At 71.0% G+C, this 24,203-nt stretch carries 20 protein-coding genes and 1 tRNA gene; 10 read left to right on the top strand and 11 right to left on the bottom strand.

From position 1 onward, the window contains the following. Nucleotides 1-123: 123 nt before the first annotated feature. The 5 genes from CHF15_RS03100 to rpsA form a co-directional block, all read right to left on the bottom strand. Nucleotides 124-492: a tetratricopeptide repeat protein gene (locus CHF15_RS03100; protein WP_018557227.1), complete on the bottom strand. Its 369-nt coding sequence runs from the start codon at nucleotides 490-492 to the stop codon at nucleotides 124-126. A 96-nt stretch (nucleotides 493-588) separates the two neighbouring features. Then, a complete protein-coding gene (locus tag CHF15_RS03095) occupies nucleotides 589-1,506 on the bottom strand; it encodes a slipin family protein (RefSeq protein ID WP_410169613.1) in 918 nt (305 codons plus the stop codon). 70 nt (nucleotides 1,507-1,576) lie between these two features. After that, nucleotides 1,577-2,179, bottom strand: a complete 603-nt coding sequence (gene coaE, locus CHF15_RS03090; protein WP_089221992.1) for a dephospho-CoA kinase — start codon at nucleotides 2,177-2,179, stop codon at nucleotides 1,577-1,579. A 41-nt stretch (nucleotides 2,180-2,220) separates the two neighbouring features. Continuing rightward, entirely contained in the window at nucleotides 2,221-3,156 is a 936-nt protein-coding gene (locus CHF15_RS03085) for a PAC2 family protein (RefSeq protein ID WP_089221991.1), read from the bottom strand. Nucleotides 3,157-3,303: 147 nt separating this feature from the next. Beyond that, nucleotides 3,304-4,800 (bottom strand): 30S ribosomal protein S1, encoded by a 1,497-nt coding sequence (gene rpsA / locus CHF15_RS03080; RefSeq protein WP_089221990.1) that lies wholly within the window; start codon nucleotides 4,798-4,800, stop codon nucleotides 3,304-3,306. A gap of 302 nt (nucleotides 4,801-5,102) precedes the next feature. On the opposite strand from rpsA, the gene CHF15_RS03075 reads away from it, so the two are divergent. Beyond that, the gene (locus tag CHF15_RS03075) at nucleotides 5,103-5,936 is read left to right on the top strand and encodes a class I SAM-dependent methyltransferase (RefSeq protein ID WP_089221989.1); all 834 of its coding nucleotides are present in this window, start codon (nucleotides 5,103-5,105) and stop codon (nucleotides 5,934-5,936) included. Beyond that, a complete protein-coding gene (hrpB, locus tag CHF15_RS03070; protein ID WP_245938632.1) occupies nucleotides 5,840-8,479 on the top strand; it encodes an ATP-dependent helicase HrpB in 2,640 nt (879 codons plus the stop codon). The genes CHF15_RS03075 and hrpB overlap by 97 nt, the downstream gene beginning before the upstream one ends. On the opposite strand, the gene CHF15_RS03065 is transcribed toward hrpB, so the two are convergent. Then, nucleotides 8,460-9,251: a hypothetical protein gene (locus CHF15_RS03065; protein ID WP_089221987.1), complete on the bottom strand. Its 792-nt coding sequence runs from the start codon at nucleotides 9,249-9,251 to the stop codon at nucleotides 8,460-8,462. The genes hrpB and CHF15_RS03065 overlap by 20 nt on opposite strands. Nucleotides 9,252-9,330: 79 nt before the next feature. Continuing rightward, a tRNA-Leu gene (locus CHF15_RS03060) sits at nucleotides 9,331-9,413 on the bottom strand. 90 nt (nucleotides 9,414-9,503) lie between these two features. Here CHF15_RS03060 and CHF15_RS03055 point away from each other — a divergent pair. Beyond that, the gene (locus CHF15_RS03055; RefSeq protein WP_089221986.1) at nucleotides 9,504-10,130 is read left to right on the top strand and encodes an ANTAR domain-containing response regulator; all 627 of its coding nucleotides are present in this window, start codon (nucleotides 9,504-9,506) and stop codon (nucleotides 10,128-10,130) included. 18 nt (nucleotides 10,131-10,148) lie between these two features. On the opposite strand, the gene CHF15_RS03050 is transcribed toward CHF15_RS03055, so the two are convergent. Beyond that, nucleotides 10,149-10,679, bottom strand: coding sequence for a hypothetical protein (locus CHF15_RS03050; protein WP_143681515.1), 531 nt, complete (start codon nucleotides 10,677-10,679; stop codon nucleotides 10,149-10,151). A 310-nt stretch (nucleotides 10,680-10,989) separates the two neighbouring features. Here CHF15_RS03050 and CHF15_RS03045 point away from each other — a divergent pair, with 310 nt between their 5' ends. The 5 genes from CHF15_RS03045 (at nucleotide 10,990) to CHF15_RS03025 (ending at nucleotide 16,246) form a co-directional block, all read left to right on the top strand. Then, the gene (locus CHF15_RS03045) at nucleotides 10,990-12,126 is read left to right on the top strand and encodes a branched-chain amino acid ABC transporter substrate-binding protein (RefSeq protein ID WP_322975660.1); all 1,137 of its coding nucleotides are present in this window, start codon (nucleotides 10,990-10,992) and stop codon (nucleotides 12,124-12,126) included. Between the two features lie 133 nt (nucleotides 12,127-12,259). Then, nucleotides 12,260-13,189 carry a branched-chain amino acid ABC transporter permease gene (locus CHF15_RS03040; protein ID WP_018557217.1) on the top strand — a complete coding sequence of 310 codons (930 nt, stop codon included), beginning with the start codon at nucleotides 12,260-12,262 and terminating at the stop codon, nucleotides 13,187-13,189. Next, entirely contained in the window at nucleotides 13,186-14,553 is a 1,368-nt protein-coding gene (locus CHF15_RS03035; protein ID WP_089221983.1) for a branched-chain amino acid ABC transporter permease, read from the top strand. The genes CHF15_RS03040 and CHF15_RS03035 overlap by 4 nt, the downstream gene beginning before the upstream one ends. Further along, entirely contained in the window at nucleotides 14,550-15,482 is a 933-nt protein-coding gene (locus CHF15_RS03030; protein WP_089221982.1) for an ABC transporter ATP-binding protein, read from the top strand. The genes CHF15_RS03035 and CHF15_RS03030 overlap by 4 nt, the downstream gene beginning before the upstream one ends. After that, on the top strand, nucleotides 15,479-16,246 hold the full coding sequence (locus CHF15_RS03025) for an ABC transporter ATP-binding protein (protein WP_089221981.1): 768 nt from the start codon (nucleotides 15,479-15,481) through the stop codon (nucleotides 16,244-16,246). The genes CHF15_RS03030 and CHF15_RS03025 overlap by 4 nt, the downstream gene beginning before the upstream one ends. A gap of 124 nt (nucleotides 16,247-16,370) precedes the next feature. On the opposite strand, the gene CHF15_RS03020 is transcribed toward CHF15_RS03025, so the two are convergent. Beyond that, nucleotides 16,371-16,847 (bottom strand): PaaI family thioesterase, encoded by a 477-nt coding sequence (locus CHF15_RS03020; RefSeq protein WP_089221980.1) that lies wholly within the window; start codon nucleotides 16,845-16,847, stop codon nucleotides 16,371-16,373. Between the two features lie 56 nt (nucleotides 16,848-16,903). After that, a complete protein-coding gene (locus tag CHF15_RS03015) occupies nucleotides 16,904-19,213 on the bottom strand; it encodes an FdhF/YdeP family oxidoreductase (protein ID WP_089221979.1) in 2,310 nt (769 codons plus the stop codon). A gap of 67 nt (nucleotides 19,214-19,280) precedes the next feature. Between CHF15_RS03015 and polA the strand changes: the two genes are divergently transcribed. After that, nucleotides 19,281-22,016 carry a DNA polymerase I gene (gene polA, locus CHF15_RS03010; protein WP_089221978.1) on the top strand — a complete coding sequence of 912 codons (2,736 nt, stop codon included), beginning with the start codon at nucleotides 19,281-19,283 and terminating at the stop codon, nucleotides 22,014-22,016. On the opposite strand, the gene CHF15_RS03005 is transcribed toward polA, so the two are convergent. Next, complete coding sequence (locus CHF15_RS03005) at nucleotides 21,947-22,819, bottom strand: DUF4184 family protein (protein WP_245938650.1); 873 nt, start codon at nucleotides 22,817-22,819, stop codon at nucleotides 21,947-21,949. The genes polA and CHF15_RS03005 overlap by 70 nt on opposite strands. A 168-nt stretch (nucleotides 22,820-22,987) precedes the next feature. On the opposite strand from CHF15_RS03005, the gene CHF15_RS03000 reads away from it, so the two are divergent. After that, a complete protein-coding gene (locus CHF15_RS03000; RefSeq protein WP_107418525.1) occupies nucleotides 22,988-24,202 on the top strand; it encodes a lytic transglycosylase domain-containing protein in 1,215 nt (404 codons plus the stop codon). Nucleotide 24,203: the final 1 nt, after the last annotated feature.

The following is a 24,203-nucleotide window of genomic DNA, read 5'->3' as shown; positions in this document are numbered from 1 at the left end:
CGGCTCCCGACAGTTGAGGCTGCGTCAGAACGCGTGCCCCGGAACCGTAACGGGAGTGACGATACGGATCAATGTGACGCGAGGGGTGTTCGTCCTAAAACCGGGCGAACTCCCCGGCCTGGCTCACGCCGGGTCGGGGAAGCGGGCCGCCTGCAGGTAGTCGGGCTTGGGGTCGAGGGCCGCCGCCAGCCGGAAGTGCCGCAGCGCCTCGGCGGACCGGCCGGAACGCTCCAGGGTGCGGCCGAGGGCGAAGTGCGCGTAAGCGTTGTCCGGCTCGCGCTCCAGGACGACCTGGAACTCCAGCTCGGCCGGGCGCAGCTGCGCCGACAGGAAGAAGGCCCGCGCCCGCAGCAGCCGCGCGGCCGTGTTCTCCGGGTGCGCGGCGATCACCGAGTCGAGCAGCTTCACCGCCCCACGGGCGTCGCGGGCCGCCAGCAGATGCTCCGCCGCGCGGAAGTCGATGACGTGGTTCTCGGGGCTCTGCTCGGGCACAGCCGCCTCCTTCCCCGGGCACTCAACAGCTCACAACTACCCAACATCACCATCCGCATATGCATTCCCCAGGGGACCACCGCGGCGGGCGTTCGCTCAGGCCTCCTCGTCCACCGGGCTCCGTTCCGCCGGCACCGCGGGCCCCGGCCGGTCCCTCGGCGCCTCCAGGGCCGAGGGCGCAGCGGCGGGGGCCGGGCCGGGGGCGGGCGCGGGAACGGGGGCAGGGGCGGGGGCCGGTTCGGCGGCCGGGCGTTCGCTCCCGGCCGCCCGCTCGAAGAAGCGCAGCATCTCCACCGGGAACGGCATGACCAGCGTCGAGTTCTTCTCCGCGGCCACCTCCACGACCGTCTGCAGCAGGCGAAGCTGCATCGCGGCCGGGGTGGCGTCCATCGCGGACGCGGCCTGCGCGAGCTTCTGCGAGGCCTGCAGCTCGCCGTCGGCGGTGATGATGCGTGCCCGGCGCTCGCGGTCGGCCTCGGCCTGCCGCGCCATCGACCGCTTCATCGACTCCGGCAGGGCCACGTCCTTGATCTCCACCCGGTCGATGTGGATGCCCCACTCGACGGCCGGCGTGGCCAGCATCAGCTCCAGGCCCTCGTTCATGGCCTCGCGCCCCGACAGCAGGTCGTCCAGCTCGCTCTTGCCGATCACCGAGCGCAGCGAGGTCTGGGCCACCTGCACCATCGCGAACTGGTAGTTCTGCACGTCCACCGTGGCCTTGATCGGGTCGATGACCCGGAAGTACAGCACGGCGTCCACCCGCACCGAGACGTTGTCCCGGGTGATGCCCTCCTGCGAGGGCACCGGCATGGTCACGACCTGCATGTTGACCTTGGTCATCCGGTCCACCAAGGGCACCAGCAGACGCGGCCCGGGCTGCTTGGCCTGCGGCCGCACCCGTCCCAGGCGGTAGACCACACCCCGCTCGTACTGCCTGATCACCCGGAGACTGCTCTTGAGGCCCAGCCCCAGCACCACGACGGCGATCCCGATCGCGGCCGACACGGCTTCCATCCCCATCCCCCTCCTGTCCACGGCGCAGCGACGCCACTGCCCCATGGACGTCCGCGAAGAGGGTTCCGGATCAGCTCTTGGCAATCTTTTGACGCAACTGCTCCCACACCTGCCGGACCTGGGGCTCCAGCGCCTCCAACGGCCCGTCGTTGTCGATCACGACGTCGGCGACCGCCAGCCGCTGCTCCCGGCCGGCCTGCACCGCCATCCGCGCCCGGGCGTCCTCCTCGGCCATCCCGCGCAGCCGCACCAGCCGGTCCAACTGGGTCTCCGGGGCGGCGTCCACCACCACGACCACGTCGTACAGCGGCGCCAGACCGTTCTCCGCCAGCAGCGGCACGTCGTGCACGACGACGGCGTCCGGGCCCGCGGCCCGCTCCAGCTCGGCCGAGCGGTCCCGTACCAGGGGGTGGACGATCGCGTTCAGCGCCCGCAGCCGCTCGGGGTCGGAGAAGACGATCGCGCCCAGCTTCGGCCGGTCCAGGGATCCGTCGGCGGCCAGCACCTCCGTGCCGAACTCGGCGGTCACCGACGCCAGCCCGGGTGTGCCGGGCTCCACCACTTCGCGCGCGATCCGGTCGGCGTCGACCAGCACCGCCCCGTACGAGACCAGCAGCCGCGACACCGCGCTCTTGCCCGCCCCGATCCCGCCCGTCAGCCCCACTTTGACCATGGCGCGAGACTACCGGTGCCCCCGCACACCCACGAGCCCGGTCAGGCGCCGTCGTCCTCGCGGTCGGCCAGGAAACGCTCGAACTCCGCCGCCAGGTCGTCCGCCGACGGCAGTTCGACCGGCTCGGCGATCAGGTTCTGCCGGCTGCTGCCGCCCGCCATCGCGTCGTACTGGTTCTCCAGGCCCTGCACCACCGCGACGAGCTCCACGTCGCCGTCGGCGACCTGCCGGTCGATCTCGGCGCGCACCGTGTGCGCCTCCATCCGCAGCGCGTGCGCCACCTGCGGCAGCACCAGCCCGGTGGCGGCCGTCAGCGCCTCCACCACGGCCAGCGCCGAATCCGGGTAGCCCGAACGCGCCAGGTAGTGCGGCACATGCGCGGCCACACCCAGCACGTCGCGGCCCGCCTCGGCCAGCCGGTACTCGATCAGCGACTCGGCGCTGCCCGGCACCTGCGCCTCGTCGAACCAGGTGCGGTGTCCCGGCACCAGGTCGAGCCGGTTGCCGTGCGGGGTCAGCCCCACCGGCCGGGTGTGCGGCACACCCATGGGGATGCCGTGGAAGTTCAACGCCAGCCGCACACCCAGGCGCTCCACGATCTGCACCACCGCCGCAGCGAAACGCTCCCACTCGATGTCCGGCTCGTGACCGGACAGCAGCAGGAACGGCGAGCCCGTGCTGTCACGGACCAGCCGCAGCGCGATCTCCGGCGCCTCGTACCCCGTCCAGCGGTCCCGCTTGAAGGTCATCAGCGGACGGCGCGCCCGGTAGTCCACCAGGCGGTCCGCGTCGAAACGCGCCACCAGCCGGTGCTCCTGCCGTTCCAGCAGTTCCTCGACGACCTGCGCCCCGGTCTCACCGGCGTCGATGTACCCCTCGAAGTGGTACAGCAGCACGGGCCCGGTCTCACCGAACGCCTCGTCGACCGCCTCTGCCCCGCCCGGCTCGTATGCGTACAGCCCCTGCGGATCCAGCACCGCGCACCCTTCCCTCGGTCTACGTCAACTCTCGGTGCAACGGACCGTACAGCCCGCGCATTCCCACCCGGACGCCGCGAACGCGGAAGGACCCGCCCTCCAGGGGAGAGCGGGTCCTTCCGTGATGCGTGGGCGTGGGCCCTGCGATCAGCTCTGGCCGCCGGCCAGCTTCTCGCGGAGCGCCGCCAGCGCCTCGTCCGAGGCGAGGGCGCCGGACTGGTCACCGGACTCCGAGGAGTACGAGCCACCGGTCGGGCCGGCCGGAGCCGCCTCGCCGGCCTGGGCCGCAGCCTCGGCGTCCGCCTCGCGGGACTTGATGACCTGGGCCTGGTGCTGCTCGAAGCGCGTCTGCGCCTCGGCGTACTGGTGCTCCCAAGCCTCGCGCTGGGTCTCGTAGCCCTCGAGCCAGTCGTTGGCCTCGGGGTCGAAGCCCTCGGGGTAGATGTAGTTGCCCTGGTCGTCGTAGGACGCGGCCATGCCGTACAGGGTCGGGTCGAACTCGACCGAGGCCGGGTCGGCACCGAAGGACTCGTTGGCCTGCTTCAGCGAGAGGCTGATGCGACGACGCTCGAGGTCGATGTCGATGACCTTGACGAAGATCTCGTCGTTGACCTGGACGACCTGCTCCGGGATCTCCACGTGGCGCTCGGCCAGCTCGGAGATGTGGACCAGACCCTCGATGCCCTCGTCCACGCGGACGAACGCACCGAACGGCACCAGCTTGGTGACCTTGCCGGGGACGACCTGGCCGATCTGGTGCGTACGGGCGAACTGCTGCCACGGGTCTTCCTGGGTCGCCTTCAGCGACAGGGAGACACGCTCGCGGTCCATGTCGACGTCCAGGACCTCGACCGTGACCTCCTGGCCGACCTCGACGACCTCGGAGGGGTGGTCGATGTGCTTCCAGGACAGCTCGGACACGTGCACGAGGCCGTCCACGCCACCCAGGTCCACGAAGGCACCGAAGTTGACGATGGAGGAGACGACGCCGGAGCGCACCTGGCCCTTCTGGAGGGTGGTGAGGAAGGTCTGGCGGACCTCGCTCTGGGTCTGCTCCAGCCAGGCACGACGGGACAGGACCACGTTGTTGCGGTTCTTGTCCAGCTCGATGATCTTGGCCTCGAGCTCCTTGCCGACGTACGGCTGGAGGTCGCGGACACGGCGCATCTCGACCAGGGAGGCGGGGAGGAAGCCGCGGAGGCCGATGTCGAGGATGAGACCACCCTTGACGACCTCGATGACGGTACCGGTGACGATCCCGTCCTCTTCCTTGATCTTCTCGATCGTGCCCCAGGCGCGCTCGTACTGGGCGCGCTTCTTGGACAGGATCAGACGACCCTCCTTGTCCTCCTTCTGGAGAACCAGGGCCTCGATCTCGTCGCCCACGGCGACGACCTCGTTGGGGTCGACGTCGTGCTTGATCGAAAGCTCGCGCGAGGGGATGACACCCTCGGTCTTGTAACCGATGTCGAGCAGGACCTCGTCCCGGTCGACCTTCACGATGACGCCGTCGACGATGTCGCCGTCGTTGAAGTACTTGATCGTCTCGTCGATCGCGGCGAGGAAGGCTTCCTCGGAACCGATGTCGTTGACCGCCACCTGCGGGGTGGTACGAGGGGCCTGGGCCTCGGTGCTGCTCGTCATTAGGAAAAGGGCTCCGGTACGGACATGAAGTCGTAGGTACTGCTACGCCGTAAGCCCGTTTCGCTCCTGCCGATTCCGGACAGCCCACAAGGCCGAGAGGTACAACAGATGTGAGCGCAGCCTGCTCCGTCCGAGGCGCGCAGGCTCGCAGCGCAACTTGTAGCATACGGGGGCAGCCGGGCACGGTCAATGCACGAAGAGCACACCACGGGCGTAACACCCCGTACCGGGCACTGGCACATAGACGTGCTGCGGTGACACCGCAGCCACAGGTCACCACAGAGGGTACGACGACCAGCGCGATGATCCAAGCACCGGCCCCCCGGCCAGCCCCCGAAGAACCCGAGGCCACGCGCCGTGTCGCCGACGACACGGAGAGCAGCCGAGCCAACCGCGGATGGTGGGACCGCAACGCGGACGAGTACCAGAGCGACCACGGGGAGTTCCTCGGCGACTCCGAATTCGTCTGGGGCCCGGAAGGAGCAACCGAGGACGAACTCCAGCTCCTCGGACCCGCCGCCGGCCTCCACGGCGCCCGCATCCTCGAGATCGGCGCCGGCGCGGCCCAGTGCTCGCGCTGGCTCGCCGCGCACGGCGCCCGGCCCGTCGCCCTGGACCTCTCCCACCGCCAGCTCCAGCACGCCCGCCGCATCGACGACGGCCGCAGCCCCTTCCCGCTCGTGCAGGCCGACGCCGGCGTCCTCCCCTTCGCCGACGCCTCCTTCGACCACGCCTGCTCCGCGTACGGCGCCCTCCCCTTCATCGCCGACACCGCGCGCGTCATGCGCGAGGTCCGGCGCGTCCTGCGCCCCGGCGGCCGCTGGGTCTTCTCCGTCACCCACCCCGTCCGCTGGGCCTTCCCCGACGAACCCGGCCCCGAGGGACTCGCCGCCTCCGCCTCCTACTTCGACCGCACCCCCTACGTCGAACAGGACGAGAACGGGCACGCCGTCTACGTCGAACACCACCGCACCCTCGGCGACCGCGTCCGCGAACTCAGCGCCGCCGGCTTCCGGCTCGTCGACCTCGTCGAACCCGAATGGCCCGACTGGAACACCGCGGAGTGGGGCGGCTGGTCCCCGCAGCGCGGCCGCGTCATCCCCGGCACCGCGATCTTCGTCTGCGTCGCCCCGTGACTCCCCGCCCCGCGCGACCGCGGGAGGACGCCCTCGCCGCCCTCCCGGTGCGCACCGCCCTGCCCGCCCTCCACGGCGCCCTCGACGGCCACGGCTGCGCCGTCCTCGCCGCACCGCCCGGCACCGGCAAGACCACCCTCGTCCCGCTCGCCCTCGCCGGCCTCCTCGACGACCGGCCCACCCGGAGCGTCGTGGTCGCGGAACCGCGCCGCATGGCCGCCAAGGCCGCCGCCCGCCGCATGGCCTGGCTGCTCGGCGAGGAGCCGGGCGGCCTCGTCGGCCACACCGTCCGCGGCGACCGCAAGGTCTCCCCCCGCACCGTCGTCGAGGTCGTCACCACCGGAGTCCTCCTGCAGCGGCTCCAGCGCGACCAGGAACTCCCCGGCACCACCACCGTCCTTCTCGACGAGTGCCACGAACGCCACCTCGACGCCGACACCGCCATGGCCTTCCTGCTCGACGTACGCGCCGCCCTCCGCCCCGACCTGCGCCTCGTCGCCGCTTCCGCCACCACCGACGCCGACGCATGGTCACGGCTGCTCGGCGACGCACCCGTCGTCCACGCCCAGGGACACATGCACCCCGTGGCCGTCACCCACGCACCCCCGCCGCACGGCATCCGGCCGCCCCACGGCATGCGCGTCGACCCCGCGTTCCTCGACCACGTCGCCGCCACCGTCCGCACCGCGCTGCGCGCCGCCGACGGCGACGTCCTGTGCTTCCTCCCCGGCACCGGCGAGATCGCCCGCGTCGCCGGCCTGCTCGGCGACATCGGCGCCGAGGTCCTCCAACTCCACGGCCAGGCACCCGCCTCCGTCCAGGACGCCGTGCTCCGCGGCGGCGACGGCATCCGGCGACGCGTCGTCCTCGCCACCTCCGTCGCCGAATCCAGCCTCACCGTCCCCGGCGTCCGCGTCGTCGTCGACTCCGGCCTCGCCCGCGAACCCCGCACCGACCACGCCCGCGGACTCGGCTCCCTCACCACCGTCCGGGCCTCCCTCGCCACCGCCGCCCAGCGCGCCGGACGCGCCGGACGGGAAGCCCCCGGCACCGCCTACCGCTGCTGGAACGAGGCCGAGGACACCGGCCGGCCCCGCTACCCCTCCCCCGAGATCGCCGTCGCCGACCTCACCCCCTTCGCCCTCCAGGCCGCCGCGTGGGGCGACCCCGACGCCTCCGGGCTCGCGCTCCTCGACCCGCCGCCAACCGGCGCCCTCGCCGCCGCCCACGACGTCCTCACCGCCATCGGCGCCCTCCGCCCCGACGGCCGCACCACCGACCGCGGCGACCGCATGGCCCGCATCGGGCTCCACCCCCGCCTCGCCCGCGCCCTCATGGACGGCGCGCCCCGCACCGGCACCCGCCGCGCCGCCGACATCGTCGCCCTCCTCTCCGAGCAACCCCCGCGCGACCACGGCGACGACCTCGCCACCGCCTGGCGCACCGCCCGCCGCGCCCACGACGCCCACGCCGACCGCTGGCGCCGCGAAGCCCGCCGCCTCGCCGCCGCGGCCCCCGACCACCCCGCCACCGCGCTCACCGACGACACCGCCGCCGGCCTCGTCACCGCGCTGGCCTTCCCCGAACGCGTCGCCCGCCGCCGCGGCACCGGCAGTGGCACCGGCACCGGCTACCTGATGGCCTCCGGCACCGCAGCCGAACTCGCCGACGGCACACGCCTCGGCACCCCCCAGTGGCTCGCCGTCGCCGTCGCCGACCGCCCCGCGGGCTCCCCCTCCGCCCGCGTACGCCTCGCCGCCGTCATCGACGAGGACACCGCCCGCACCGCCGCCGAGCCCCTGCTCACCGAGACCGACGAGGTCACCTGGACCGACGGCGACGTCACCGCCCACCACGCCGCCCGGCTCGGCGCGATCACCCTCACCACCCGCCCCCTCGCCCGCCCCGACCCCGCACAACTGCGCACCGCCCTCCTCGACGGCCTCCGCCGCGAAGGACCCCGCCTGCTGAGGTGGACCCGCGACGCCGACACCCTGCGGCTGCGGCTCGCCTTCCTCCACCGCGAGATCGGCGCCCCCTGGCCCGACGTCTCCGACGAGGCCCTGCTCTCCCGCGCGGACGAGTGGCTCGCCCCCGAACTCGCCACCGCCCGCCGCCGGGCCGACCTCGCCCGCACCGACGCCGCCACCGCCCTGGGCCGCCTCCTGCCCTGGGCCACCGGCGAAGCCGCCCGCCTCGACGAACTCGCCCCGGAACGCCTGGAGATCCCCTCCGGCTCCAAGGTCCGCGTCTCCTACGACGACGACCGCCCCGTCCTCGCCGCCAAGCTCCAGGAACTCTTCGGCTGGACCGCCACCCCCCGCATCGCCGGCGGCCGCGTCCCCCTCCTCGTCCACCTGCTCTCCCCCGCCGGCCGTCCCGCCGCCGTCACCGCCGACCTCGCCTCCTTCTGGCGCGACGGCTACCGCGCGGTGCGCGCGGAACTCCGCGGCCGCTACCCCAAGCACCCCTGGCCCGAGGACCCCACGACGGCGGTGGCCACCCGGCACACAAGCGCCCGGCTCAAAGCTTCGGACCGATGAAGCGGTCCATGAGCGCGACGGCCTCCCGGCGGGCGACGGAGACGTTGTACGGATCGTTGCCGCGCCGGGTGACCCGCCACTCCACCCCGACCTTGTCGAGGGTGTCCGTGAGGAGCCGCCTGATGTCGTCGGATTTGTTGGTGAAGAAGTAGCGGGGATATTCGTAGCGCTTGCGTTCCCCCGCGACGATCCGAGTCGTCCAGTTGGTGGTCCGGCAGCCATCGGAATGGATGAGTCCGCGGATGAACCCCCACGGGTACCTGTCCACGATCGCTTGCTGCCACGGCTCGAGGGCAATGTGGCGTTCGTGTTTCCGGCCTTCGCCATGCTGCGGGAACAGACACCACAGGTGCTTCGAGTAGACCTTGACATTGAGTGCCCCGGTCTTGCGGACGCGGCACGTCCTGTTCTGCGGGAAGACCGCGCGCATGGCTCGTTCCGCCTCGTCGATGAGCCCGGGCCACTTCTCCGAGCACGTGATCATCAGACTGGGCACGCGGTGCCGCGAGTGCTGGATGATGTGGCCGTCGCCGAGGTAGAGCCCGAGGAGATAGGCGTACGCCGCCTCGTCGAGCGGAGTGTCGTCGCACCGGGGGCAGGGTGGCGGAGGCCGCCGTCCTGGACATTCACCACGTCTTGAGCGATCCAGGTGCAGCCAATAGCTCACGGTTCCCGGCGGAACGCCGAGCTGGCGGGCGACCTCGGCGTTCCGCATGCCCGAGCGGCAGAGGGCCGTCGCTTGGTGACGCAAATCGTTCCCTTGTGCGACCATGCGCCCACTTTGAGTGGAAGCCGAAGATCAACGAGGGAGAAAGGGGAACATTCACTCGAAAGGGATGTTCATGAAAAAGTGCCGGGTGCGGGATTCGAACCCGCAAGCCCTCACGGGCAGATGTGTTTGAGACATCCGTGTATGCCGTTCCACCAACCCGGCGGGTTGCGGATCACAGCGTACCGTGTGGGTACGCGACACCGCAGCTAGGTAGGCTCTACTCGCAGCACCTGCCCTGGAACGAGGAGTCCCGTGAGCGCCGCCGAGCCCGTTGACGAGCAGTCGCACGTACCGCCGCAGACCACCCGCGTGGTGATCGCCGAGGACGAGGCTCTGATCAGGCTCGACCTGAAAGAGATGCTCGAGGAGGAGGGCTACTCCGTCGTCGGTGAGGCGGGGGACGGCGAGACCGCCGTGAAGCTCGCCGAGGAGCTGCGGCCGGACCTGGTGATCCTGGACGTGAAGATGCCCGTGCTGGACGGGATCTCGGCCGCGGAGCGGATCGCCAAGGAGAAGATCGCGCCGGTGCTGATGCTGACCGCCTTCTCGCAGCGCGAGCTGGTGGAGCGGGCCCGGGACGCGGGCGCCATGGCCTACCTGGTGAAGCCCTTCAGCAAGAGCGACGTCGTGCCGGCGATCGAGATGGCGGTGTCGCGGTTCACGGAGCTGCGGGCGCTGGAGGCGGAGGTCGCGGACCTGAGCCTGCGACTGGAGACGCGCAAGCTGGTGGACCGGGCGAAGAGCGTCCTGCAGACGAAGTACGGGCTGTCGGAGCCGGCCGCGTTCCGGTGGATCCAGAAGACGTCGATGGACCGCCGCATGACGATGCAGGCGGTGGCGCAGGCCGTGCTGGACGAGGTGGACGGCGCCGCCAAGTAGCGTCGGCCGGGGAGCGGTTCAGGCCGAGTGGTCGGGCCAGTCAAGCGATGGCAGAGGGATGTCCGATGCGGGCATCCCTTTGTCGTTGGTGACGGCGAGGTGGTCGACGGCGGCGTCGCGGGGGATGTCGAACCACAGGTCGTACTGGGCGCTGTCGTGGGCGCCGATGCCGATGGTGAGGGGCTGGCGCTTGATCTGCATGGCCTCCCAGTCCATGGAGTGCCCGCTGCCGTCGGCGAGGACGAGCCGGTGGAGGTCGTTGTCGAGGCGCGCGCTGACGGAGTCGTCGACGGTGACGCCGATGCGGACGCGGCAGAGGCGGCCTTTCGCGGGGTGTTCGGCGTGGGTGCCGACGATGACGGCGATGCCGCAGCGCAGCGCGAGGGCGCGGAATTCGAGGTTCCCCGCCTTGACGGCGGGTGCGTCGAGGGGGATTTCGAGCTGACGGAGGGGTTGCCCGGTCGCGGGCGGGGAAGGGTGGGGCCATGTCGCCGCGGCGACGAGGGCCGCTACCGTGGCTCCGGCGAGCGCTCCGGCCAGCGCGGTCACGAGCGGCCGGTGGGCCGCCCGTCGCACAAGGCCGCCAAATCGGACCTTTGCCTGCATCTCTCCCCCACGGGTCGTCCGGTTACCGGTAAGGACCGTTCTGTTTCCGGCACATGACCCAGGTCACCGTCCGATCACATATCTTCCTACGACCTATCTGAGTGCCTGATCAGCGGATTACATTCCCGCCAACCCGCGTGATGTTCACGCGGTCGCAATCCGGAGGGCCTACGGCCCGCCGACTCGTAATCTCATTGGGCGGCTCCAGGGGGTCGTAGTGCTCAACAACAAGTTCGTCAAGTTTGCTATCCCGGTGGCAGTTGGCGCTCTCGCGCTCACCGCATGCGGTGGCGGCAAGGACGACAGCGGCAAGAGCGGCGGCAAGCCGACGTTCTCCATCGGCTTCCAGGGTCCGCTGTCCGGCGACAACAGCGCGCTGGGCATCAACGAGAACAACGGTCTGAAGCTGGCCGTCGAAGAGGCCAACAAGAAGGGCGACCTGCCCTTCACGCTGAAGGTCGTGGACGGTGACGACCAGGGTCTGCCGGACCAGGCGCCCGCCGCCGCCCAGAAGCTGATCGGTGACACCAGTGTCGTCGCCGTCGTCGGCCCGGCGTTCTCCGGCCCGACCAAGGCCTCGGGTGGCCTGTACGCCCAGGCGCAGCTCGCCGCGGTGTCGCCGTCGGCGACCAACCCGGACCTGACGAGCCAGGGCTTCACCTCGTTCCTGCGCGGTGCTCCGAACGACAACGAGCAGGGTGCCGGCATGGCCGAGTACCTGTCGAAGAAGGAGAAGGCCAAGAAGGTCTTCGTCATCGACGACAAGAGCGAGTACGGCGTCGGTCTGGCCAAGGTCGCGATCGACAACCTGAAGGCCGCGGGCGTCACGGTGGAGACGGACTCCGTCCCGGCCAAGACCCCGGACTACACCGCCGCCGCGACGAAGGTCGTCAACTCGAAGGCCGACGCGCTGATCTACGCGGGTTACTACGCGGACCTGGCGCCCTTCGCCAAGAAGCTGACGGACGGCGGCTTCAAGGGCATCGGCATCTCGGGTGACGGTTCCAACGACGCGAAGTTCGTGGAGCTGGCCGGCGCCGCGGCCGACAAGTGGTTCCTGACCTGCCCGTGCACCGACGCCACGAAGAACGAGAGCACCAAGGCGTTCACCGAGGCGTACACCGCGAAGTTCAACACGCCGCCGGGCACCTACTCGGCCGAGTCGTACGACATCGCGAACCTGGTCATCTCCGAGATGAAGAAGCTCGGCAAGGACGTCACCCGCGACAAGCTGCTGGCGGCCCTGAAGGGTGTCAACTACAAGGGTCTGACCAAGGACTTCGCCTTCGACGACAAGGGCGAGCTGAAGATCAAGAACGTGTACCTGTACCAGGTCGCCGACGGCAAGATCGGCTACCTGGGTGACGTGGCCACCCTCAGCAACGGCTGATCCGGCAACCGGCATCTGAGGTGGGGGGCGCGGGACGCGGCACGGACTCCGGCCGCCGCCCCGCGCTCCCCATCGCTGTACCGGATGCGTTCTCGCCGCCCTTCACCGGCTTCAGCAAGGATTCCCACGCACCATGAATCTCTTCCACAACTTCTGGGACTACTTCATCCCAGGCCTGACGACGGGCTCCATGTACGCCGTCATCGCGATCGGGTACACACTGGTCTACGGCGTGCTCCAGCTCATCAACTTCGCGCACAGCGAGGTCTTCATGATGGGCGGCTTCGGTTCGCTCGTCGTGCTCTCCGAGCTCGCCCCGCAGTCCCCGCACGGGTTCACGTCCGTGGTCTGGGTGATCGTCGGCATGATCGCCGGCGCTCTGGTCGGAGCGCTGACCGCGTTCGGGCTGGAGAAGGCGGCGTACAAGCCGCTGCGCAAGCGCAACGCCCCGAAGCTGGTCTTCCTGATCAGCGCGATCGGCGCGTCGTTCTTCCTGTACAACCTGGCGGGCAAGCTGTGGGGCCGCAACCCCGTGCCGATGCCGGAGCTGTACACCAACGGTGAGGTCTTCAGCGTCTTCGGCACCCCGGTGAAGATCACGCAGCTGATCATCATCGGTTCGGCGGTCGCGATGATGATCGGCCTGGACCTGGTGGTCAACCGTACAAAGATGGGTGCGGGTATCCGGGCCGTGGCGCAGGACGCCGAGACGGCGGGTCTGATGGGTGTCGACATCGACAAGATCATCTCCCGTACGTTCATCATCGGCGGTCTGCTGGGTGGTGCGGCCGGCTTCCTGTACGGCTTCGGCATCTCCGGCCAGGTCTGGTTCACGGTGGGCTTCCTGCCGGGCATCAAGGCCTTCGCGGCGGCGGTGCTGGGCGGTATCGGCAACATCCGCGGTGCGATGCTGGGCGGTCTGCTGCTGGGCATCGTCGAGAACCTGAGCTCCCCGCTCTTCGGCACCCAGTGGATCGACGTGACCGCGTTCGTGGTCCTGATCCTGGTGCTGATGTTCCGTCCGACGGGCATCATGGGCGAGCGTCTGGGGAGGTCGGCATGAGCGACACGACCGCTGCCAAGTCCTTCTCGGTGGACGTGGCGAAACTGCGCCGCAAGGCCTGGTACCAGCAGCCCCGTTGGACGCGGCTGCTCGGCATGGTGGTGCTGGGCTTCATCCTGGCGCTGATGACGGGCGAGGACGGCAACCCGGCGGAGAGGCTGTCGGCGTTCACCGGCGCCTTCGAGTCGGCGCGGCTGTGGATCTGCCTGGCCATCCTGGTGGGTGTGTGGGCGCTGGTGGAGTTCGGCGCTCCGGTGCGCAACGTGGCCCGGCAGGGTAGGCAGAGCGTCGGCAAGTCGCTGGAGCCGACGCGGGCGATGTTCCGGTCCAACGGCTGGCTGCGGCTGGGCGGACTGGTGCTCGTCCTGGTGCTGGCGATCGTCATCCCGGCCAACACCAGCCTGTTCTGGCAGGAGGTCCTCGTCACGCAGATGGGGATCTTCATGATCATCGCGGTCGGTCTGAACGTGGTGGTCGGCTGGGCCGGTCTGCTGGACCTGGGCTTCATCGCCTTCTACGCCATCGGCGCGTACTCCTGCGCCTTCTGGACCGGTCACATGCCGGTGAAGCCGCCGTTCACGGTGGGCGCGCTGGAGTCGATCCCGTTCGCCATCGTCACCTGTCTGATCGCCGGTGTGCTGCTGGGCGCCCCGACGCTGCGGCTGCGCGGTGACTACCTGGCGATCGTGACGCTGGGCTTCCACGAGATCGTCTACCTGGTCGCGAAGAACTCGGACGGTTTCACGAACGGTTCGCGCGGTGTCATCGGCATCCCGCACCCGTCGATCCACATCGGTCCGATCAACTACGACTGGACGCTGGACCCGCTGCCGTACTGGTACCTGCTGCTGTTCTTCCTGGTGGTGCTGATCTTCCTGTACAACCGCCTGGAGCACTCGCGGATCGGCCGCACCTGGACGGCGATCCGGGAGGACGAGGTGGCCGCCTCCGCGACGGGCATCAACACCGTCCGGTACAAGCTGCTGGCGTTCGCGATCGGCGCGTCGACCTCGGGTCTGGCGGGCGTGGTGTACTCCAGCAAGGTCGGCTTCATCAACCCGGAGAACTTCACCATCGTGCTGTCGGTGCTCGCGCTGGCGTACGTGGTGTTCGGTGGCATGGGCTCCATCGCGGGCGTGCTGTTCGGTGCCGCGCTGCTGGTGTGGCTGCCGAACGCACTGCGTGACATCGTGCCGGAGCAGGACCGCTTCATCTACCTCGGTGCGCTGCTCGTCATCATGATGATCTTCCGTCCGCAGGGTGTGATCCCCTCACGTCGCAGGCAGCGCGAGCTGCACATGGCGGAGGCGGGCCTCGGTGACGCCGATGCGATGACCGAGCCGACGGGAGGCGTGAAGTCGTGAACGCGGTGCAGGAAGCGGGCGTGGAGCCCGCGCAGACCGGTGGGCCGGTGCTGCAGGCCCGCGGCGTGACGCTGCGGTTCGGTGGTCTGACCAGCCTCTCGGACGTCAACCTGACGATGCGGCGGGGCGAGATCCTCGCGGTGATCGGCCCGAACGGCGCGGGCAAGACCTCGCTGTTCAACTCCCTGACGGGCGTCTACGTCCCGCAGGAGGGCGCGATCACCTTCCACGAGGAGGGCGGTGCGGAGCACAAGCTGCTCGGTGCCAAGCCCTACCTGGTGAACCGTTATGGCGTGGCCCGCACTTACCAGAACATCCGGCTCTTCGCTGCCCTGACGGCACTGGAGAACGTCAAGATCGCGGCGGAGTCGCGGCAGAAGTCGGGAGCGATCTCGATCATGCTGGGCCTGCCGTGGGCGCGCCGGGACGAGAAGGCCAGCGACAAGCGGGCGCAGGAGCTGCTGTCGTACGTGGGCCTGGCGGGCAAGCACAACGAGCTCGCCGCGAGCCTCTCCTACGGTGACCAGCGGCGTCTGGAGATCGCCCGGGCGCTGGCGACCGACCCGAAGGTGCTGCTGCTGGACGAGCCGGCGGCCGGTACGAACCCGACGGAGAAGCTGGAGCTGGAGCAGCTGATCCGCCGGATCAACCAGGACCTGGGCATCAGCGTGCTGCTGATCGAGCACGACATGAAGCTCGTGATGTCGGTCGCGGACCGCGTCATGGTGCTGAACTTCGGCAAGGTGATCGCCGAGGGTCTGCCCGAGGAGGTGCAGCGCGATCCGGCGGTGATCGAGGCGTACCTGGGTTCGGCCGACGAGGAGGCCGTGGAGGCCGTCGCGGAGATGGTGGAGATCGTCGAGTCGCACCACGCGGACGATGTTCCCGAAGTCCCCGCGCCGCGTGAGTCCGAGGAGGAGGGCCGATGACCGAGGCCGCCAACTTCGAGAAGGAGACGGCTGGTTCCGTCACCGAGGCCCCGGCGATGCTGGAGCTGGTCGACCTTCAGGTGTTCTACGGCGCGATCCAGGCGCTGAAGGGCATCAATGTGACGGTCCGGCAGGGCGAGGTCGTGGCCCTGCTCGGTGCGAACGGTGCCGGCAAGACCACCACCCTGCGCACGATCTCCGGTCTGCTGCAGCCCCGCCACGGCGAGGTGCGGCTGGGCGGCGAGCGGATCGACGGCGTTCCCTCGCACAAGGTCGTGGAGCTCGGCATCGGCCAGTCCCCCGAGGGCCGCCGGGTCTTCCCGGTGATGACGGTGCTGGAGAACCTGGAGATGGGCGCGTACCGGTTCAAGGGCGTCCCCAAGGACGACCTGGAGCGGGTGCTGGACCTCTTCCCGCGCCTGGCGGAACGGCGTACGCAGCTGGCGGGTACCTTGTCCGGCGGTGAGCAGCAGATGCTGGCCATCGGCCGGGCGCTGATGGGCCGCCCGAACCTGCTGCTGCTCGACGAGCCGTCGATGGGTCTGGCGCCGCTGATCGTCCAGCAGATCTTCGAGATCATCAAGGAGATCAACGACCAGGGCACCACGGTGCTGCTGGTGGAGCAGAACGCCTCCCAGGCGCTGCAGCTGGCCGACCGCGGCTATGTGCTGGAGACGGGCGCGATCGTCATGGAGGACGACGCCTCGGCCCTGCTGTCCGACCCGCGCGTGCGTGCCGCCTACCTCGGTGAGGGCGCGGCGTAACGTCCGGCGTCGCACGGCGCGTCATACGGCGAGGAGAACGGCCCCCGGAGCATTCCGGGGGCCGTTCTCCTTGTGCGGGCCGTACGGGCCGATCGGGCCGCCTCCCGCGCCGTACGGGCGGTCGTCAGGGGGCGACGGTGCCCGGGGTGGCCGGGCGCAGCATGCAGGTGAGGCGGGCGGAACAGACCCGGCGGTCCTGCTCGTCGCTGATGACGATCTCGTAGGTCGCGGAGGAGCGGCCGCGGTGGACGGGGGTGGCGACCCCGGTCACCTTGCCGGAGCGCAGGCCGCGGTGGTGGGTGCAGTTGAGGTCGACCCCGACGGCGATCTTGCCGGGGCCGCCGTGCAGCATGGCGCCGATGGAGCCGATGGTCTCCGCCAGGACGGCGGAGGCGCCGCCGTGGAGGAGCCCGTAGGGCTGGGTGTTCCCCTCGACGGGCATGGTGCCCACGACGCGCTCCGCGGTCGCCTCGACGATCTCGACGCCCATGCGGGAGCCGAGGTCGCCGGCGGAGAAGAGCGCCACCAGGTCGACGCCGAGTCCGGCGTACTGCTCGATGACCTCCGGGGAGAAAAGGCTGGTGGTGGTCTGCTCGCCCATGGACGGTGGCTCCGATCGTCGTCGTTCGGTGTACTGGCCCGTTTTCTACCGGACGGTCAGTGGTGACCGCCGACCGGGGTGGTCCGTTCCAGCCGGACGACGACGGACTTGGAGGCCGGGGTGTTGCTGGTGTCGGCGGTGTGGTCGAGCGGGACCAGCACATTGGTCTCCGGGTAGTAGGCGGCGGCGCAGCCGCGGGCCGTCGGGTAGTGGACCACCCGGAAGCCCTCGGCGCGGCGTTCGGTGCCGTCCGTCCACTCGCTGACGAGGTCGGTGTAGGCGCCGTCGGCGAAGCCGAGGGCGGCGGCGTCGTCGGGGTGGACCAGGACGACGCGGCGGCCGCCCTTGATGCCGCGGTAGCGGTCGTCGAGGCCGTAGATGGTGGTGTTGTACTGGTCGTGCGAGCGCAGCGTCTGCAGCAGCAGCCGGCCCTCGGGCACGTGCGGGTACTCCAGGGGGGCGGCGGTGAAGTTGGCCAGCCCGGTGGCGGTGGGGAAGCTGCGGGAGTCGCGCGGCGCGTGCGGGAGGGTGAAGCCGCCGGGGCGGCGCACCTTGACGTTGAAGTCGTCGAAGCCGGGGACCACCCGGGAGATGCGGTCGCGGATCCGGTCGTAGTCGACCTCGAGTTCCTCCCAGGGCACCCGGCTGTCCGGGCCGAGGACGGCACGGGCGAGGCGGCAGATGATGGCCGGCTCGGAGAGCAGCAGGGGGCCCGCGGGCTCCAGGCCGCCGCGTGAGGCGTGCACCATGCCCATGGAGTCCTCGACGGTGACGAACTGCTCGCCGGCCGCCTGGACGTCCTTCTCGGTGCGGCCCAGCGCGGGCAGGATCAGGGCGCGGGCGCCGGTGACCACGTGGGAGCGGTTGAGCTTGGTGGACACGTGAACGGTGAGGCGGGCGCGGCGCATGGCGGCCTCTGTGACGTCCGTGTCGGGTGAGGCGGCGACGAAGTTGCCGCCCATGGCGAAGAAGACCTTGGCGTCGCCGTCGCGCAGGGCGCGGATGGCGGCGACGGTGTCCAGGCCGTGCTCGCGGGGCGGGGCGAAGCCGAACTCCTTCTCCAGGGCGTCGAGGAAGGCGGGTGCGGGCTTCTCGTAGATGCCCATGGTGCGGTCGCCCTGGACGTTGCTGTGGCCGCGCACGGGGCACACGCCGGCGCCGGGGCGGCCGATGTTGCCGCGCAGCAGGAGGAAGTTGACGACCTCCTTGATGGTGGGCACGGAGTGCTTGTGCTGGGTGAGGCCCATCGCCCAGCAGACGATGACGCTCTTGGCGTCGAGCACCATGGCGAGGAGTTCGTCGATCTCGGACTGCGGCAGCCCGGTGGCGCGCAGCACCTCTTCGGCGCCGGTGGCGCGGGCGGCGGCGGCGCACTCCTCGAAGCCGTGGGTGTGACCGGCGATGAAGGCCTGGTCGAGCACGGTGCCGGGCGCCTGGTCCTCGGCCTCCAGGAGCGCCTTGTTGAGGGCGCGGAAGAGGGCCTGGTCGCCGCCGAGCCGGATCTGCAGGAAGAGGTCGGCGAGCTGGGTGCCGCCGCCGGCCAGGCCCTTGGGGGTCTGCGGGTTCTTGAAGCGCTGCAGGCCGGCCTCGGGCAGCGGGTTGATCGTGACGATCCTGGCGCCGCTCGCCTTGGCCTTCTCCAGGGCGGAGAGCATGCGCGGGTGGTTGGTGCCGGGGTTCTGCCCGGCGACGATGATCAGGTCGGCGCGGTAGAGGTCCTCCAGCAGGACGCTGCCCTTGCCGACGCCTATGGTCTCGGCGAGCGCGGAGCCGGACGACTCGTGGCACATGTTGGAGCAGTCGGGCAGGTTGTTGGTGCCGAACTCGCGGGCGAAGAGCTGGTAGAGGAAGGCGGCCTCGTTGCTGGTGCGGCCGGAGGTGTAGAACACGGCCTCGTCGGGGCCCGCCAGGCGGTTCAGCTCGTCCGCGACGATCTCGAAGGCGCGCTCCCAGGGGACGGGCTCGTAGTGGTCGGCGCCGTCGGGCAGGTACATGGGCTGCGTGAGGCGGCCCTGCTGGCCCAGCCAGTAGCCGCTGCGCCGGGCGAGGTCGGCGACGGGGTGCGCGGCGAAGAAGTCCGGGGTGACCCGGCGCAGGGTCGCCTCCTCGGCGACGGCCTTGGCGCCGTTCTCGCAGAACTCGGCGGTGTGCCGGTGCTCCGGCTCGGGCCAGGCGCAGCCGGGACAGTCGAACCCGTCCTTCTGGTTGACCTTGAGGAGGGTGAGCGCGGTGCGGCGCACCCCCATCTGCTGCTGCGCGATGCGGAGGGTGTGCCCGATGGCCGGGAGCCCGGCAGCGGCATGCTGCGGGGCGCTGACCTCGGGTGCGTCCTGGACGGGGTCGCCTGCGGGTGCTTTGCCTGCCATGACTTCGATCCTGCCACGACGAGGCCGCGGACCGGCAGTGTCAGTCGGGCGTGGGAGGATCGGGAACGTGGCAGCAAAGGCAGAGAAGACGAGCGCAGCGACCGGCACCGCACCCCAGGGGGGTGAGCGGCCCCGGTTGCTCCTGCTGGACGGGCATTCGCTGGCGTACCGGGCCTTCTACGCGCTGCCCGTGGAGAACTTCAACACCACCACCGGCCAGCCGACGAACGCGGTGTACGGCTTCGCCTCGATGCTGGCGAACACGTTGCGTGACGAGCAGCCGACGCATCTCGCGGTCGCGTTCGACGTCTCGCGGCGCACCTGGCGCCTGGAGGAGTTCCCCGAGTACAAGGCGACCCGGTCCGCGACGCCGGACGAGTTCCGCAGCCAGGTGGCGCTGATCGGCGAGCTGCTGGACACGATGCACGTGCAGCGCTTCGCCACGGAGGGCTACGAGGCGGACGACGTGATCGCCACGCTGGCCACGCAGGCGCAGGCGCTGGGGTACGAGGTGCTGATCGTCACCGGGGACCGCGACTCCTTCCAGCTCGTCTCGGACCACGTCACGGTGCTGTACCCGACCAAGGGCGTCTCCGAGCTGACCCGGTTCACGCCGGGCAAGGTCGAGGAGAAGTACGGGCTGACCCCCGCGCAGTACCCGGATTTCGCGGCGCTGCGCGGCGACCCGTCGGACAATCTGCCCGGTATCCCGGGTGTCGGCGAGAAGACCGCCGCCAAGTGGATCAACCAGTTCGGGTCGTTCGCGGAGCTCGCGGAGCGCGCGGACGAGGTGAAGGGCAAGGCGGGCGAGAACCTGCGCGCGCACCTGGAGTCGGTGAAGCTCAACCGCCGGCTGACGGAGCTGGTGCGGGACGTGGAGCTGCCGTGCGGGCCGGAGGAGCTGGCGCGGCAGCCGTACGACCGGGACGCGCTCGACAACGTGCTGGACACGCTGGAGTTCCGCCACCCCAACTTCCGGGAGCGGCTGTACGCGGCCGACCCGAGCGCCGAGGAGCAGGGCACGCAGGAGGTCGCCGGCGGCGTCGCCGTCGAGGGCCGGGTGCTGGCCGCGGGCGAGCTGGCCGACTGGCTGGCGGAGCACGCCGGCGGGCCGCTGGGCGTGGCGACGGTCGACGCGTGGGCGCTGGGCGCGGGCAGCGTGTCCGAGGTGGCGCTGGCGACGGCGCAGGGCCCGGCGGCGTGGTTCGACCCGGCGGCGCTGGACGAGAAGGACGAGCGGGCCTTCGCGGCGTGGCTTGCGGACGGCGCGCGGCCGAAGGCGCTGCACAACGCCAAGAACGTGACGCGGGTCCTGGCCGAGCACGGCTGGAGCGTGGACGGGGTCTCGATGTGCACGGCGCTGGCCGCGTATCTGGTGAAGCCCGGCCGCCGCTCGTTCGCGCTGGACGACCTGTCGGTGGAGTACCTGGGGCGGGAGCTGGCCCCCGCGGGCGGCGAGGACGGGCAGTTGGCCTTCGGCGCCGACGACGAGGCCGAGTCCGAGGCGCTGATGGTGCAGGCGCGCACCGTGCTGGACCTCGCTGACGCGTTCGCCGCGCGCCTGGAGCAGGACGGCGCGCTGCGGCTGCTGCGCGAGGTGGAGTTGCCGACCTCGGCGCTGCTGGCGCGGATGGAGCGGGCGGGCATCGCAGCCGACCGCGAGCATCTGGAGCGCCTGGAGCAGCGGTTCGCGGGCGAGGTGCAGCTCGCCGTGAAGGAGGCGCACGCCGCGGTCGGGCACGAGTTCAACCTGGGCTCGCCCAAGCAGCTCCAGGAGGTGCTCTTCGGCGAGCTGGGGCTGCCCAAGACGAAGAAGACCAAGACGGGTTACACCACCGACGCGGACGCTCTCGCGTGGCTGGCCGCGCAGACCGAGCACGAGCTGCCGGTGATCATGCTCCGTCACCGGGAGCAGGCGAAGCTGCGGGTGACGGTCGAGGGGCTGGTCAAGACGATCGCTCCCGACGGGCGGATCCACACCACGTTCAGCCAGATCGTGGCCGCCACGGGCCGGCTGTCCTCGACCGACCCCAATCTGCAGAACGTGCCGGTGCGCACCGACGAGGGCCGGGCGATCCGCCGCGGCTTCGTGGTCGGCGAGGGCTACGAGTCGCTGCTGACCGCCGACTACAGCCAGATCGAACTGCGGGTGATGGCCCACCTGTCGGAGGACGAGGGCCTGATCGCGGCCTTCGACTCCGGCGAGGACCTGCACACCACCGTCGGCAGCTATGTCTTCTCGGTGCCGCCCGAGCAGGTGGACGCCGAGATGCGCCGCAAGATCAAGGCGATGTCGTACGGCCTGGCGTACGGGCTGTCGGCCTTCGGCCTGTCGCAGCAGCTGGGCATCGAGGCGGCCGAGGCGCGCGGCCTGATGGAGACGTACTTCCAGCGGTTCGGCGGCGTGCGGGACTATCTGCAGCGGGTGGTGGAGGAGGCCCGGGTCACCGGCTACACCGAGACGCTGATGGGCCGCCGCCGCTACCTCCCGGACCTCACCAGTGACAACCGGCAGCGCCGCGAGATGGCCGAGCGGATGGCGCTCAACGCGCCGATCCAGGGCTCGGCCGCCGACATCGTCAAGGTCGCGATGCTGAAGGTGGACGCGGCTCTCGCGCAAGAGGGGCTGCGGTCGCGGCTGCTGCTCCAGGTGCACGACGAAATCGTGGTCGAGGTCGCCCCCGGGGAGCGGGCGGCGGTGGAGGAGCTGGTCCGCCGCGAGATGGCGGCCGCCTACCCGTTGCGGGCGCCGCTGGACGTCTCCGTGGGCGTCGGCCCGGACTGGGAGTCGGCGGCCCACTGACCGGCCGCCGCCGGGCCGTCGCGGCGGGCGGCGCGGTGCGTGAGGTGCACCGCGCCGGCGCAGGTCGCGGCGGCCAGGGCGAGTCCCGCTCCGGCGCCGAACAGTCCGGCCGGGATCATCCCGGCGGCGTCGCCGGTCGCCTCATACCACTGCTCCGCGCGTACGGCGGCCCCGGCGGCCGTGGTGGCGCCGAGGACGGCCAGGGCGAGCCGCCGGGCCCGGCGTGAGAGCCGGGGCACGAGGGAGGGGCGCTTTTCGGCCGGATCGGGCGCGGCCCTCAGGGCGCGCAGCCCGTACCAGCCCAGCACCGCCAGCGCCACGGCCGAGCTCCCGTACTGCACGTACTTGTGCAGGGCCGTGCCGTGCACCTCGTGGTCGAGCACGGGCAGCAGGCGCACGCCCCACCGCCCGGGGTGGGTGAAGGCGTCCCAGACCACGTGGGTCGTCGATCCGGCCACCGCCGACAGCCAGAAGGCCGCGACCGAGCGGGCCGAGGGCCGCACCGGGTCGCCGACACCCACCAGGGCGGCGATCCTCGGCTGCCGGCGCTCGGGCAGCAGGGCCACCATCGGGCCGCGCAGCACCACCCAGCCGCCCACCAGGGCGGCGGCGATGACCGGGTCCACGAGGGCGACGCCGAGCGGGGCGTGGGTGAACTGTCCGTAGCCGAACAGGCCCCGCACCAGCGAGTCGGCGAAGAAGGGCACGTCGGGGGCGAAGGAGCCGGCGACGAGGGCCGCCGCGACGAGCGGGCCGCGACCTCGTACGGTGCCGGCGCGGTCCTGCCGCAGACCCGGCAGCACTGCCAACGCATGACTCATCGTGAACGGCATGCAACCTCTTCCGGAACACATCTGTCCGATCAGTATGCGACGTCCGGGACGGTGGCTCCGTTCAGGAAGTTGCCGTAGGGTCACCAGGGTTGCCACGCAGGGAGACGGGCAATACGGCTTTCGGGAGGGGCACCGGGTATGCGAGCGCGGTACGGACGGCGGATCCGCAGGGGAGTCGCGGGCACCGCGGTGGCCGCCGCGGCCATGGCGGCGCTGACGGGTTCCCAGGCTCCCGGACTACTGCAGGGCGTCCTCAACACCGGCGTCGGCGCCCCGATCGTGCCCCCGCCGGGCGACCCCATCGACGGCGGTTCGTCGGACTACTTCACCGAGCTGCCGCCGCTCAACACGCCCATACCGAGCGGCTCCGCCACCCCGGGCACCGGCACCGGCACCGTGACGACCGACGGCACCGGCCTGCCGGCGTCCGTGCTGGAGGCCTACCGCAGGGCCGAGACAGCGCTCGCCGCCAGCGACCCGGGCTGCAACATGCGCTGGGAGCTGCTGGCCGCGATCGGCCAGGTCGAGTCCAACCAGGCGCGCGGCGGCAACGTCGACTCCGCCGGCACCACGCTCTCCCCCATACTTGGCCCGGTCCTCAACGGCGACGGCTTCGCGAACATCACGGACACCGACGGCGGCAAGTGGGACGGGGACACCGTCCACGACCGGGCGATCGGCCCGATGCAGTTCATCCCGTCGACCTGGCAGACCTGGGGCGCCGACGGCAACGACGACGGCGTCAGCGACCCGAACAACATATTCGACGCGGCACTCGCCGCCGGCCGCTACCTCTGCGCGGGCAACCGCGACCTGTCGATCGAGAGCAACCTGCACCAGGCGATCCTCGGCTACAACCACTCGACCGCGTACCTGAACACCGTCCTGTCCTGGTACGAGCACTTCCGCAAGGGCGGCGTCGTCTCCGTCCCCGACATCGGCGACGCGGGCAGCGACCTCCCCGACAGCCCGCCGTCCTCCACGACGCCCTCCACCTCGCCGTCGCCGACGTGGTCCCCGACCATGAGCGCCTCGCCGACGAAGAAGCCCACCCCGACCGCGTCCGCCAGCGGCACGATCGGCACCCCGTCGGGCCACCCCTCGCCCACCGACTCCCCGACGACGGGCCCCAGCACGGACCCGACGCATCCGACCACGGACCCGACCGAGCCGTCCGGCCCGACGGACCCGCCGACCTGCCCGACGGACTCGGGCTCGCCCACGGCGACCCCCACCGACACGACGTCCCCGTCGCAGACCGGTACGCCCGACCCGTGCGCGACGGCCTCCCCCGGGGACAGCCCGTCGCCGACGGAGACCGAGGGCGGCACCGCCACCGGCCCGGTCAACTGAC

The organism is Actinacidiphila glaucinigra (genome assembly GCF_900188405.1).
GTDB lineage: Bacteria > Actinomycetota > Actinomycetes > Streptomycetales > Streptomycetaceae > Actinacidiphila > Actinacidiphila glaucinigra.
Note: the sequence above shows the minus strand (reverse complement) of the source record. Positions and strands in the feature narration are given on the sequence as shown.

Excerpts from the sequence above, each read along its gene's own strand:
- CHF15_RS03000 (WP_107418525.1), top strand. The coding sequence starts at position 22,988 with ATGCGAGCGCGGTACGGACGGCGGATCCGCAGGGGAGTCGCGGGCACC.
- CHF15_RS03040 (WP_018557217.1), top strand. The coding sequence starts at position 12,260 with ATGAATCTCTTCCACAACTTCTGGGACTACTTCATCCCAGGCCTGACG.
- CHF15_RS03035 (WP_089221983.1), top strand. The coding sequence starts at position 13,186 with ATGAGCGACACGACCGCTGCCAAGTCCTTCTCGGTGGACGTGGCGAAA.
- CHF15_RS03025 (WP_089221981.1), top strand. The coding sequence starts at position 15,479 with ATGACCGAGGCCGCCAACTTCGAGAAGGAGACGGCTGGTTCCGTCACC.
- CHF15_RS03015 (WP_089221979.1), bottom strand. The coding sequence starts at position 19,213 with ATGGCAGGCAAAGCACCCGCAGGCGACCCCGTCCAGGACGCACCCGAG.
- CHF15_RS03075 (WP_089221989.1), top strand. The coding sequence starts at position 5,103 with ATGATCCAAGCACCGGCCCCCCGGCCAGCCCCCGAAGAACCCGAGGCC.
- coaE (WP_089221992.1), bottom strand. The coding sequence starts at position 2,179 with ATGGTCAAAGTGGGGCTGACGGGCGGGATCGGGGCGGGCAAGAGCGCG.
- rpsA (WP_089221990.1), bottom strand. The coding sequence starts at position 4,800 with ATGACGAGCAGCACCGAGGCCCAGGCCCCTCGTACCACCCCGCAGGTG.
- CHF15_RS03065 (WP_089221987.1), bottom strand. The coding sequence starts at position 9,251 with ATGGTCGCACAAGGGAACGATTTGCGTCACCAAGCGACGGCCCTCTGC.
- CHF15_RS03020 (WP_089221980.1), bottom strand. The coding sequence starts at position 16,847 with ATGGGCGAGCAGACCACCACCAGCCTTTTCTCCCCGGAGGTCATCGAG.
- hrpB (WP_245938632.1), top strand. The coding sequence starts at position 5,840 with ATGGCCCGACTGGAACACCGCGGAGTGGGGCGGCTGGTCCCCGCAGCG.
- CHF15_RS03095 (WP_410169613.1), bottom strand. The coding sequence starts at position 1,506 with ATGGAAGCCGTGTCGGCCGCGATCGGGATCGCCGTCGTGGTGCTGGGG.